Consider the following 12733-nt stretch of genomic DNA (forward strand, 5'->3'; position numbering starts at 1 on the left):
ACAACAACAGGCACACGGGCACCACCAGCAGCACGCGATACCACCATGGGTAAGCGAGCACACTGGTCCTAAGCAAGACGCGAGAGAAAATAGACACGATGCAAGGAAAATAAGACTGCAATATTCAGGGAACAACCCGATTGCAACCGGGTTGCAGAAACCGCATTATAATGCAACGCTGTTGCAGGATGTAACAAACACCGCAGAAATCTGTCATTCGCTGCAAAATGCCGTTCTGCCACATAGCTCCCCACCCTAAAGGCTGCCTTCATGACTCTTCGAACCCGCGCCGGTCTTATCGGCTGCACCCTGCTATTGCTCAGCGCCAGCGTCCCGGCGCATGAGGCTCACGTCCATGGCGTCGGCCAGCTTGATGTCGCGCTCGATGGCAATACCTTGTCCCTGCATCTGGACAGTCCGCTGGCCAATCTGGTCGGCTTTGAACACGCCGCCAACAGCGCCAAGGATAAGCAAGCGGTGCGGGCCATGAGCGCCGATCTGCGCGCCGCCGGCAAATTGTTCGTCACCTCGCCGGCCGCCACCTGCAATCTGACGGCGGTGAGTTTGTATGCCGGCAGCATCGATCCGCTGCTGCTTGGTGAAAAAGCTGCCGCCGATGCCACGCCATCCGGCCATGCCACGGCTGACGGCCATGCCGATCTCGATGCCGACTTCACGTTTCGTTGCCAGCACCCGGAGCAACTGCGCGAGATTGACGTCAACCTGTTCAAGCGCTTCAGCGGATTTCAACGCATTGCGGTACAAGTCGTGACGCCCAAACGTCAATCCGCCGCTACACTGACACCCGACAACCGCACACTCAATTTGCCATAAGCACCACCCTATGACCGACGCCGCCATCGCCCTGCGCGACATTTCTTTCGCCTGGCCCGGCCACACTGCGGCGACGCTGACCATCGATGAATTCTCGGTGGCGGCGCGCGAACATGTCTTTGTCAGCGGCCCCAGCGGCAGCGGCAAAAGCACTTTGCTGGCATTGATCGGCGGCATCATCGTGCCCGGCCAGGGCAGCGTCAGCATTCTCGGGAGCAGCTTGCAACAATTGCCGGCCGCGCGGCGCGATCGCTTCCGCGTCGATCATATCGGTTTCATTTTTCAGCAATTCAATCTGATTCCCTACCTGTCGATTCTGGACAACGTGATGCTGCCCTGCCAGTTTTCGGCTTACCGCCAGCAGCGCGTACTGGCGCAAGGACTGGATTTGCGCAGCGCCGCCGAATCCTTGCTGCGCAGTCTCGATCTGGCGCCGGCGCTGTGGTCGCGTCCGGTGACGCAACTCTCCATCGGTCAGCAGCAACGCGTGGCAGCAGCGCGCGCCCTGATCGGCAGACCTGAAATCGTGGTGGCCGATGAACCGACCTCGGCGCTCGATAGCAATCGCCAGCAAGCCTTTCTCGATCTGGTGCAACATGAATGCGAACAAGCCGGTGCCAGTCTGATTTTCGTCAGCCACGACTTGCGTCTGGCGGAACGCTTTACGCGCCGCATTGCACTGGATCAGATCAACCGCGCCGCGGTGGAGGATGCAGCATGAAGTTATTGCTGCGACTGGCGGCACGCAGTGCCTGGAACCGGCGTTTCACGCTGGGGTTGATGCTGCTGGCAATCGCCCTCTCCACCACCATGTTGCTCGGTATTGAACGGGTGCGGCATGAAGTGCGCGATGGTTTTTCGCAATCGGTATCCGGCACCGATCTGGTCGTCGGCGCCCGCACCAGCCCGGTACAGCTGATGCTGTATGCGATCTTTCGCATTGGCGGCGCGACCAACAATATCGGGTGGGACAGTGCCCGCAAGCTGGCCGCCAATCCGGCCGTGGCGTGGACCATTCCGCTGTCGCTGGGTGATTCGCATCGCGGCTTTCCGGTACTGGCCACCAACAATGATTACTTCAGGCATTTTCATTACGGTGCCGGGCAACCACTGCAATTGAACGAAGGCCAGCCGTTTGCTTCGGTATTTGATACCGTGCTCGGCGCCGAAGTCGCGCAACGTCTGCATTACAAAGTGGGCGACCACATCGTGCTGAGTCACGGCATGGGCGGCATGCATCTCAACGATCATGCCGACAAACCATTTGTGGTGACCGGCATTCTGGCGCGCACCGGCACCCCGGTGGATCGCACCGTCCATATCGGGCTGGATGGCATGCAAGCCATTCATCTGGATTGGGAAGGTGGCGCCCGCTTGCCCGGTCTGTCGATTTCTGCGGCGCTGGTCAGGAAATTCGACTTGACCCCGAAAACCGTCACGGCCGTTCTGGTCGGATTGAAAAACCGGGCGCAAGTATTCCGCCTGCAACGCGACATTGCCGACGACACCACGGAACCGTTGATGGCGGTATTGCCCGGTGTCGCGCTCGATGAGTTGTGGCAAGTGGTCGGGGTTGGCGAGAATGCCTTGCTGGTGGTGTCGGCGATGGTGGTGGTGGTCGGCCTCGCCGGGTTGGTGTCCTCGATTCTGGCCAGTCTCGGCGAGCGGCGACGTGAACTGGCCATCCTGCGCTCGGTCGGCGCCCGTCCGCGTGACGTCTTCCTGCTGCTGGCGCTGGAAGGCATGAGCGTCATGCTGGCCGGCGTCCTGCTCGGTCTGCTGCTGCTGACGCTGGCGCTGTTTGCGCTGGGCCCCATGCTCAGTGCGCAATTTGGCGTAACATTACACCCGACCTTGCCAGCGCCTGCAGAGATACAGTTGCTGCTGTGGATCATTTTCGCCGGATTCATCGCCAGCCTGTTGCCGGGCATGCGCGCATACCGGCTCAGCTTAGCGGATGGCTTGACGCCACGCCTTTGACATCATGAAAAGTATTGTTTGGATAGGCGGCATCGTTGCCGCCGGATTACTGGTCGGCTACTCGCTGCGGCTGATCGCCTCCCCGGCCGCACCACCCAGGCCGGCTGCAGCGCCGGTCAGCACCAGCGCCAACCCCGATCATGCGCAATATCAGGTAGGCGACAAGTTGCAGCAGAAAGCCGATGCCAACGCACCTTACCAACCGTCGGCAAAAAAGGCCGGCGAGTTTCAGGAAGTGGCGTGGGAATCGCTGATTCCCAAAGATTGGGATCCGATGAAGCCGTTCAAGGGTCTGCAACTGGACAAGATGGATGACGGCGATCCGCGCGCCATGGAAGCACTGGAGAAAGCCAAGAAATATTGGCAGAGCGCGCCCATCGATCCCAAGATGGATGGCGTCGCCATCCGCATTCCGGGCTTTGTCGTGTCGCTCGAACGCGAAGGCGATGCACTCCGGGAATTCTTGCTGGTGCCCTACTTCGGCGCCTGCATCCATGTCCCGCCACCGCCGTCCAATCAAGTCATTCACGTGCGCAGCGCCAAGGCTGCCAAAGATATCCGCACCATGGACCCGGTATGGATCAGCGGCGTATTGAAAGTGGATCGCTCCGATACCATGATGGGCAGCGCCGGCTACAGCATGGCAGCAGTCAAGCTGGAACCCTATACCACCGGCGAAGATCGCTGAGTTATCCCCACATTTTGTTAACAAGCTTGTGGACAAGCTTGTGAGAACCCCGCCAAGTCATTGATTCGTTTGCCATTTTCACTTCCGGTCACAAATGCACCGGAAGTGCCTCACTTCGTCTGTATGCCGCCGACAAATCTTCCCGGCCACCGTCGCCGGGCTCTTGCAAGCTGTGCATAAGTTATCCCCGGATTTTGTGGTCAAGCCTGTGGATAAGCGTGTGAGAACTCGCCCAAGCCCTTGATTCATCTGCCATTTCTGATTCGTACGGATAATTGTGCAGGCGCCGAAAATGCCAATTTTCGCATCGCGTAGTTATCCCTATATTTTGTTAACAAGCTTGTGGATAAGTACCTGAGAACTCATTCAAGTCATTGATTCGGTTCGTATTTATGATTCCGACCAAAAATGATCAGCCACTTCCGGACAACATCTGCATCGCCGCATCAAAACCGAAAGCCGGGGCGCGTACTGCTGCAAACGTGCCTGCTGTGTATAAGTTGTCTGCGCATGATGGGCACAAGCATGTGGAAAAGCGCAAGAAAAACAATTCAAGTGTTTGATTCGTCAGCGATTTCAGATGGGAGCAAAAAACCGGGCGGCGCTGCACGGGAAATATCCACGGCAACAAGTTATCCACGGATTTTGTTAACAAGCTTGTGGATAAGCGCGTAAGAAGTGATTCAAGTCGTTGATTTTGATCAGATTTGCGATCCGAACACATTGTTGGGCAATGTGCACGAACCATCAGCAAGAGCGCAATGCAGGGGGAAGAAAGACATGCGCACCCCGCGCCGCGAGACTGGACAAGCCAGGAGGGAGGAAGGCGGCTTCCATGACGTGTGCGTTTGCCGGGTTACAACGCCACTGGCCGGCATAGGCGATATCCCCGAAAAAAAACCTGCAACGTCATGACGTTGCAGGTAAGTCGAAATAATTTCGAGGAGACCAGCGTATTGTATTGAGGTCTTGTGACGCCTTCATGACAGCCACTCAGCATACCGACGCACCAGAACAAGGCGCGCCCCGTTGCCGGAATAAACGGCGACGTGTCATATCATCGTCACAATGGTCGGCTATCGTGTCTCTGTTTTCGCGATACATGCAACCGATATGCATGATTGCACGGTACGCCGGATTCAACGTCCGGCGTACCGCTCTCCCCCGCGCCATCCGGCCGCAGCCATCCTGCAAGACAATCCTGAAATCGCCACAGCCTGATTACCAGGCACCATTCAATTGCAATGTGCTGAGGCGGATCTTGCCTTCTTCACCGGCTTCGCCATGCAGGCTCAAATCGGTGCCGAGCGGCTTCGGTGGTTTCTGATACCAGTCCACACATACCTGCGATAAATTATTGAGGGCCGGCTTGCCCATGAATTGTTGCAACAGGTCGCGGGTCAAGGCCAGGTTCGGTTCCAGCCGGAAATCACCGGGCACATGCAAGGCGCTCGGTGATGCTGCCATGCTCGTCAGCGGTTTCTGAAACATCAGACGCGGCACGTTCAAGGTATGCCCGGCTGCCGCCAGCAATTCCTGATAAACCGGTGCCATGAAGTCCAGCACATAGCCATCGGCCTGTACCCAGCAATGAAATGCCTCGCTGTTGCTATCGACCTGGTCGCCATCGAGCGTGCCGAATGACAAAGCAGCGCTGTGATCGGGGCTGATCAGATAGAACGCCGCACCGGCTACCGGGTAGGCATTGAGTTTGTAAAATTTCTTGAGAATTTGCGCCGCCGTGACGCTGAAGAAAAAAGCGGCTGCCGGAATATTGGCATCGACGCTGTCGAGCACCGAGTGAATGACGCGAAAGATGCGCTGGTAATCAGCAAGCGGGATCAGCGGACGGACGGATTGACGTGGTTGAGTTGATTTCATCGGCGTATTTTCTCACAACCGCCGATATCCGCCTGCCCTGATCGATGCCTGCCGGGCCACCCATCAGGTACAGACGACCGCCTCAGCGGCTCTGGGCGTCGATGTCGGCCAGTGACTCACGACCACGTTGGGTGACATCAAAACCTTCTGCGCCGTCACGCGGAGCGATATGGCCCTTGCGGCCGAGAAAGATCGCAACATCGGCATCCGGCTGCGCCTGCACATCTGCCGCCAGCGCCCGCAAGGCTTCGATACAGCGGTGAATGAACAGGATTTGCTTGCCCTTGTCGGTCAGCGACAAATGCCCGGCCTTGGAAAACTCCATGAACTTGAGACCAGTCAGACGCTTGGTATTTCTGGCCACGCAGGCGCTGGCGCGACCACGATGTTCATTGCGACTGACCTGACCAAGCGCGTCAAATTCATCTTTCGTCAAATCATTATTCATTACTGTGTTCCGTATAAAGGGGGATAACTGGCGCCAACGGCCATCCTGCCGAGGTGCAAAAAGTCAGAATGGCGTCATGGTACGCGCCCGGACACACTCAAGGCAATTCAAATCGCCACCCGGCTTACCCACAATTTCTGTGAACAGATCTGTGGACAACTTGTCTGCGGCGTCCGCAATACCTTGTCCAGACTGGATTTTCAACAGATTGCCCAATGTATAAGCAGGATCTCGCCAAAACCGGCTCAATCGCGTCGGAAAAGATGCCGCAAGTCATCAATTACCGGTATCAGTGCCAACAAGACCAGCGTCCCGGCCAGCGGCACGCCAAAAACGAAGCCGATGTGCTTGAAACCCAGGGCACCGACAAATCCGCCCAGGAAAAACAGGCATACCAGCTTCGACAGATTTTTCAGCTTGGCCATATCGGCGTGCACCCGGCCTTCCGGATAATCATGCCGGTTCCAGTAAATCATTTTCCCCAGCTCGATACCGATGTCGGTCACCATGCCGGTGACATGGGTAGTTCGGATTTCTGCCCGCGACAGCTTGGTGATCATGGCATTTTGCAGCCCCATGACGAAGCACAGCAAGATCACCGTGACCGGGATGAATAACCATTCATGGGTCACCATATTGCCGCCGAGTACGGCAAACACCAACAACAGCAAGGCCTCCAGCATCAGCGGCATGGCGTATTCCGCATGCAGGTGGCGACGCCGGGACCAGTTGATCATGACTGCCGAAGTGGCGGCACCGGCACCGAAAAAGAACAGGCAGGCCGCCCCTGCCAGCATCAGGGTGACCGAACCCAGCGCCAGATGATCGGCCATCGCCGAAATGATGCCCGACATGTGCGAGGTATATTGACCGACGGCCAGAAAGCCGCCGGCATTGACGGCACCGGCGATGGCCGAGAGAATGAACGCCAGATGACGGTTGCCCTGATGGGTCCGGTTCTTCCCCGCCAGCTCGCGCAGATAAGCAACAGACATGCTCTGATTTCCTGAAATGAAGGCGTGCTCCGTACCGCCCGACGCAATCAGTATAAGGGATCGCTCCGGCACTGTCGCTGCAGCCGCCAGCAATCCGGCCGACCACAAAAAAAACCCGCCGGGCTCGCGCCATGCGGGTTTAATCTCACCAACTTTCTTTCAGGAGGTCAATGAGGAGACAGCGCAACTATAAAGCCGCAACAGTCCTCATGGAAGGATCAAGAAATCATTCGCTTATTCCCGTCAGGCATAAGAAAACCAGCCGGCAACACGATGTCAATTACATCGGTGGTTTGACACCATCTTTTTCCACCACGATACGGGCTGCGTTCATGCCATCGGCAACACGGCTGGCAACGATGAATACGGCCAGCCCGGGTTTTACATCCTGCTGCGTCGCCAGCGCAAACGTGACTACCGGCACGCCTTGCGGTACATGTACCTTGATGCTCTTGCCCTGATACACCAGATCCAGATCACGGCCATTGTTACCTGACACCGCGGCCGCTACCGTGGCATTGGTCATGCTGCTGCCGGGCAGCAAATCCCAGTCATAATGCCCTTCGCCAGAGCCGCGTGCTTCCTCGGGAAACACCAGCACTTCAATCGCTTCAACACTGCCGTTGGGACCGGGCTTGCCGGCGGTACCGATAAAACTGCCGCTGGTAATGGCCGACAGATCCAGCGCCTTGACCGCCGAATAACGCGTGCCGCTGCCGATGGCCAGCGTGACCTGATTGCCTTCCCGGGTCTGCACCCGGACGCTGGCAGCATCTGCCGCCTCGACGGTACCCCGGATACGTACCGGCGGCGAATTCTGTGCCGCCGCCAGCATCGGCAAGGCGATGGCAAGGACCGCTGTCGACATCAGCAATGTTGTGCGCAAAGACATGGTGTGCTTTCTTCAGGAAGGGAGCAGCCAGTCTAGCACCGTGGCGATTTATGCGCGGAACATGCACGCGCGCCGGGTATCAGAAATAGCGCAGGCCCAGCACGTCTTTCACTTCGGCCATGGTTTGCGCTGCTACTTCGCGTGCCTTTTCGGTACCCTCTTTCAGCATTTGCATGACTTGCGCCCGGTCTTGCGCGAACTCCTGCCGACGCGTACGAATCGGTTCCAGCAAATCCTGCAGGCAGGTTTCCAGACGCGCCTTTACCAGGCTGTCGGCCAGACCGCCGGCAACATAGTGCTCCTTGAGTCTGGCCAGACCTTCCTGATCCGGATCGAAGGCATCGAGATAGATGAAGGCAACGTTGCCTTCCAGATGTCCGGGGTCAGCAACGCGCAGGTGCAACGGATCGGTGTAGACCTTTTTCACCGCAGCGCGCACTTCATCTGCGGTGGCACCGAGATTGATCACGTTGCCGAGCGACTTGCTCATCTTGGCCTTGCCGTCAATCCCCGGCAGCCGGCCGATAGCCGGCACCAGCGCCTGCGCCTCGACCAGTACGTCACGTCCGGCCATGCGGTTGAAACGGCGCACGATTTCATTGGTCTGCTCGATCATGGGCAACTGATCTTCGCCGACCGGGACCAGCGACGCCTTGAAGGCCGAGATATCGGCCGCCTGGCTGGCCGGGTAAGTCAGGAAACCGGCTGGTATGTCGCGCTCAAAACCGCGCAACCGGATTTCTTCCTTGACCGTGGGATTGCGCTCAAGCCGCGCCACTGTCACCAGATTCAGGTAATAGAAAGACAGCTCGGCCAGTTCCGGCACCTGCGACTGAATCAGAATCGTCGATTGGGCCGGGTCGATACCGACTGCCAGATAATCCAGCGCCACCTCAACCACATTGCGATGCACCTTGCTGGTGTCGTTCATGTTGTCGGTCAGTGCCTGAGCATCGGCCAACATGATGAACTGGCGATACGTGCTTTGGTACGTCACGCGATTGCGCAGGCTGCCGACGAAGTGCCCCAGATGGAGCGGTCCGGTCGGACGGTCGCCGGTAAGAATGATTGGTTTGAGGTCGCTGCTGCGGGAGGCGTTCATGTAATTTTCCGGTCTTGATCGACGGTGTGCGCCGTAGCCGGAACGCGCTGCGTTCTGAGGGTGCGTGACGACGCTGCCGATCATTATCAAATGGCAAGACGCGATAATGTCGGCCCGGCAAGGATCTGTCAATCCCGAACCGCATTGCCTGCCGGGACAATGCCGCTGGCCGCTGCGGTATCAGGACTGCGGCGTGGTGTCCGACAAGCGGCGTACGCCGTTGAAATGATTCTTCCAATAGGGCGTGGTCAGACTCGATTCGCGCACCACGCCATGTTTGCGGGACGCGTGGACGAACTTCATGTCACCAATATAAATGCCGACATGGGCAATCGCCCGTCTGGCATTGCGAAAAAAGACCAGGTCACCGGGCTGCATGCGATCCGGACTCACCTTGTCGCCCATTTCGCTCATCTGACTCGCCGTGCGCGGCAGGCGGCCACCGATTGCTTCCTTGAACAGATAAGCGATGAAGGCACTGCAATCGAGCCCGACTGCGGGATTATTGCCGCCATATTTGTAACGTATGCCACTGGACAAACTGTCGGTTGCTTCTGCTGCCAGCAAGCGGTTGGTTTCTGATGGCGTTTCAGCGGCAGCGGCCATACCGGCAAACTGAAATACAACGAACACAACTAGTCCGGTGAAAATGGCTATACGCATAAGAACCCATGAAAAATGCCCGACCCCGCTTGCAACAGAGACCGGTTGTCATAAAAATACCGTGTGGAAATTCGTACCGGCACCGCAAAGCGCTGATCAACTGCAACGTGCCGCGCCCTGTTTGACCGATGTGCAGGCAGAGAAGAAATGACAGTGGAATTTACTCAAGGTTTCACGGACGAGATGTTTTTTTAACAATTATTTATATCAATTCTGCCGGCGGTCGCCAACAGCGCTTAAAGTCGCTGAATGCCAAGCGTCAAGCGCGCTGACGCTGTCTTCAACATAAAATATTTTTGCGTTCTGCCGCAATCCCGGCATCGCCCAATCATGCTGAACATCTGGCATCAGCGTTGCATTGCGCTCTTGCTCCCCCGCTTTCGTCGTGTTGCCGGCATGGATGTAATGCCTCGGAACAACAAACGCCATTGCCGATAACAGCTATCGTTGTTGTCTTCCATCAAAAACAATCCGGCGGGAAATATTCCACGCAAAAAAATCAGGAAAGCAAAAAATAGCCGCGTGCCGTGATGAAAAAAACATCTCTGTTACAGATGTCTGATATAGAGTTAGAAACTCACACGAACACCCAAGACGAAAACACTATCGGTAACAGCCCATTTCTTTCCACCCTGCAATCATTTTGCGGCTGCGCTCATCCAATATGAAAAGAATAAGCACGTTCTTCAGCAAACGATTCGCGGGGCCGGGACAAGTCAATCTGTTGCTGGTGATGCGGGAAACATTCATTGCCATATTGCCGGTCTACATGATCATGTCGTTACTGGAACTGGGTTCGACCTTGTTCAACTACAGCAACAATCCCGGCAGCATTTACGACATCATGCAGAACATCCTGACACCAGTCAGGATCGCTCTGCCTTACACCGTTGCGGCCCTGCTCGGCTATAACCTGGCGCGCTACAAAAAAGTCGATCCGCTGGTTGGCGCACTGATCAGCGGCATCAGTTTTTGTGTCGTTGTGGCACCGGTGAGCCTCGAACAGCCGTTGGTGATCGTGCAAGCGATGTCCAGCATCTACAGCATCGTCATTCCTTTGTTTGCCATTTACCTGCTGCGTACCGTGCAACGCCAGGGCTTCGCATTGGTAAAAGACACTGTCGTCAGTTCACTGCTGACATCCAGCGTCAACGCCATTATTCCGGCCATCATCACGGTGCTGGCCAGCAGCTTCGTGTTTCACTTCGTCTCCGTACTGGTGATCCGCGAACTCGGCATTCCCGGCGATTACATTGCACAATTGCCGCAAATCATCCAGGGCTGCATTCGCATGTTCGTGGTCCATGTTTTGTGGACGCTCGGCATTCATGGCACATATGTTTATTCGACCCTGATGTCGGTACACGATCTGAATCAGACCGTCAGCGGCAACTTCACCATGGGCAGTCTGCTCAACACGTTTGTCCTGTTCGGTGGTGCCGGCGGCACGCTGTCGATGATGCTCGCCATGCTGTTGCGGCGCCATGCCGAGCGCGACAATCTGATTCCAAAAATATCGATGCCGCTACAGTTATTCAACATCAATGAATTATTGATTTTCGGCTATCCAATCGTTTTCAATCCCTATCTCGCCATTCCCTTCATCATTTATCCGGTAGTCGGTTTTTTGCTGGCATACGGCATCGCCTCGCTGCATCTGATCCCGTTGGCAGCCAACGTGCACTGGGTGCTGCCGGTCGGCATCAACGCTTATGAAGCCGGTGGCGGCAGCTTGCTCACCATACTGTTTCAGCTGCTGATGCTGGGAGTAGGCACGGCGATTTACTATCCGTTTCTGGGTATCGAAAGCGGCGCCTCGATCAGAAACAAACTGAAGAAAATCTTTTCCGATGAGGCACTGCAGGCAGCCACTTTCGACGCCACCGAAGAGCGCTATATTCATCTGCAGAAACGTTCGCTGGAGGTACATAAACAAGCGACCGAGGCCATCAACCTGATCAGTTCCGGCACGCTGGAATTATGGTATCAGCCGCAAATCTGCATGAAAACCATGAAGGTCCATGGCTTTGAAGCCTTGCTGCGCTTGCGCATGCCGAATGGAAAAATCATCGGTCCCGCATTCATCGACAAACTGCAAAATGCCGGCTACTCGGATGCGGTTGATAACTGGGTCATCAAACAAGCGCTCGATGACTTGCGGACGTGGAAACAACAAGGATTCGAACCGCGTGTCAGCCTCAACCTGACAGCCGATTTCCTCTCCTCCGACGACAAGGTGCGTGCCCTCATCAGCAAAGTGGAAACCGCTTCAGTTGGTCTCAATCTGGAAATGCTGGAAAGCTCCTTTACCGACCAGTTCCTGCATCTCGCAGACAACGTCAACAATCTGCGCACGCGCGGTTTTGAACTGGCCATCGATGATTTCGGCACCGGCTATTCCAATCTGTCCCTGCTGCACCAGCTCGGCATCGATACCGTCAAGCTCGATAAAAGCCTGGTCACCGGTGACGTCAATTCACGCGGCGCACGTCTGTATGTGGAATTGTGCCGGCTACTCAAAGCGTTCGACTACAAAGTCGTGGCAGAAGGAGTGGAAACCGACGAGCAACTCGCACTGGTCAGGAATTGCGGCGTAGACGTCGTGCAGGGGTGGTACTTTGCGGCGGCGATGCCGCCCAAAGAGGCAATGAATTATGCCTGGTCCAGAGATGATGATTTGAGTCCGGTGGCAGCTCACATGAGATGCGAAGGCTGAGCGCACTCAACGCTCCTGCCAGACACTTCACATGAATACATAAAAAAACACCGGCCTGGAGCCGGCGTTTTTATATCTGCATGCCGTTCACTATGGAATGGCATGCAGATCTGGCAGAAATCGCTACCGAAGGAAGTCATACCGCAATATCAGCACGCTGCGAATACTGAGTCACGGCCGAAATTGGAATCAAGAGGAAGTGACCTGTCGGGGAAATACATGAAACTGACACGAAAGAAACGTAAAAGTGAGTCTCAAGAGGTATAAAAAGCGCTTTGGATTACTGCATCAAGATAGCAGGGTGAATTTCGAAGGCAACCAGGCTGGCCTGATCAGAAATGATAAAAATAGAGCAATGCTAAAAATCAAGCGGTGCTATCGCGCCGGAATCAGTATGAAACACTGCGTTGGATGAAGATGTGGTGAGTTAAAGCGGCTGTAAAACGGGTTTTGAAGAGAAACGCCTGCAACAAATCTGCAGTTGAAGAGGCTGAGCTGATGATGACCTTACCCCGCTGAGTGTGAGAATAGCAG

At 56.0% G+C, this 12733-nt stretch carries 12 protein-coding genes and 1 pseudogene; 6 read left to right on the forward strand and 7 right to left on the reverse strand.

Annotated features, from left to right (window positions below; all coding sequences use genetic code 11):
- Nucleotides 1-270 precede the first annotated feature (270 nt).
- The 5 genes from AKL27_RS25080 (at nucleotide 271) to AKL27_RS27995 (ending at nucleotide 4065) form a co-directional block, all read left to right on the forward strand.
- On the forward strand, nucleotides 271-834 hold the full coding sequence (locus AKL27_RS25080; RefSeq protein WP_050465622.1) for a DUF2796 domain-containing protein: 564 nt from the start codon (nucleotides 271-273) through the stop codon (nucleotides 832-834).
- Nucleotides 835-844: 10 nt separating this feature from the next.
- On the forward strand, nucleotides 845-1555 hold the full coding sequence (locus AKL27_RS25085) for an ABC transporter ATP-binding protein (protein ID WP_050465623.1): 711 nt from the start codon (nucleotides 845-847) through the stop codon (nucleotides 1553-1555).
- On the forward strand, nucleotides 1552-2814 hold the full coding sequence (locus tag AKL27_RS25090; RefSeq protein WP_050465624.1) for an ABC transporter permease: 1263 nt from the start codon (nucleotides 1552-1554) through the stop codon (nucleotides 2812-2814). The genes AKL27_RS25085 and AKL27_RS25090 overlap by 4 nt, the downstream gene beginning before the upstream one ends.
- Nucleotides 2815-2818: 4 nt before the next feature.
- Nucleotides 2819-3502: a DUF3299 domain-containing protein gene (locus tag AKL27_RS25095; RefSeq protein WP_050465626.1), complete on the forward strand. Its 684-nt coding sequence runs from the start codon at nucleotides 2819-2821 to the stop codon at nucleotides 3500-3502.
- A gap of 392 nt (nucleotides 3503-3894) precedes the next feature.
- Nucleotides 3895-4065 carry a hypothetical protein gene (locus tag AKL27_RS27995; RefSeq protein ID WP_157057094.1) on the forward strand — a complete coding sequence of 57 codons (171 nt, stop codon included), beginning with the start codon at nucleotides 3895-3897 and terminating at the stop codon, nucleotides 4063-4065.
- A 658-nt stretch (nucleotides 4066-4723) separates the two neighbouring features.
- On the opposite strand, the gene AKL27_RS25100 is transcribed toward AKL27_RS27995, so the two are convergent.
- The 7 genes and pseudogenes from AKL27_RS25100 to AKL27_RS25130 form a co-directional block, all read right to left on the reverse strand.
- Complete coding sequence (locus AKL27_RS25100) at nucleotides 4724-5383, reverse strand: DUF2026 family protein (RefSeq protein ID WP_050465627.1); 660 nt, start codon at nucleotides 5381-5383, stop codon at nucleotides 4724-4726.
- Between the two features lie 82 nt (nucleotides 5384-5465).
- Nucleotides 5466-5831 carry a hypothetical protein gene (locus AKL27_RS25105; protein WP_050465628.1) on the reverse strand — a complete coding sequence of 122 codons (366 nt, stop codon included), beginning with the start codon at nucleotides 5829-5831 and terminating at the stop codon, nucleotides 5466-5468.
- 248 nt (nucleotides 5832-6079) lie between these two features.
- Nucleotides 6080-6826 (reverse strand): annotated as a pseudogene (locus AKL27_RS25110) (YoaK family protein); the annotation flags it as partial.
- A 280-nt stretch (nucleotides 6827-7106) separates the two neighbouring features.
- Entirely contained in the window at nucleotides 7107-7718 is a 612-nt protein-coding gene (locus AKL27_RS25115; RefSeq protein WP_050465630.1) for a hypothetical protein, read from the reverse strand.
- Between the two features lie 79 nt (nucleotides 7719-7797).
- Entirely contained in the window at nucleotides 7798-8820 is a 1023-nt protein-coding gene (trpS, locus tag AKL27_RS25120; protein WP_050465631.1) for a tryptophan--tRNA ligase, read from the reverse strand.
- Between the two features lie 180 nt (nucleotides 8821-9000).
- Nucleotides 9001-9483: a C40 family peptidase gene (locus AKL27_RS25125; RefSeq protein WP_232311101.1), complete on the reverse strand. Its 483-nt coding sequence runs from the start codon at nucleotides 9481-9483 to the stop codon at nucleotides 9001-9003.
- 207 nt (nucleotides 9484-9690) lie between these two features.
- A complete protein-coding gene (locus tag AKL27_RS25130) occupies nucleotides 9691-9912 on the reverse strand; it encodes a hypothetical protein (RefSeq protein WP_050465632.1) in 222 nt (73 codons plus the stop codon).
- Between the two features lie 235 nt (nucleotides 9913-10147).
- Here AKL27_RS25130 and AKL27_RS25135 point away from each other — a divergent pair, with 235 nt between their 5' ends.
- Entirely contained in the window at nucleotides 10148-12199 is a 2052-nt protein-coding gene (locus tag AKL27_RS25135) for an EAL domain-containing protein (protein ID WP_083439287.1), read from the forward strand.
- Nucleotides 12200-12733: the final 534 nt, after the last annotated feature.

It is taken from the genome of Herbaspirillum autotrophicum, from assembly GCF_001189915.1.
GTDB classification, from domain to species: Bacteria; Pseudomonadota; Gammaproteobacteria; order Burkholderiales; family Burkholderiaceae_D; genus Herbaspirillum; species Herbaspirillum autotrophicum.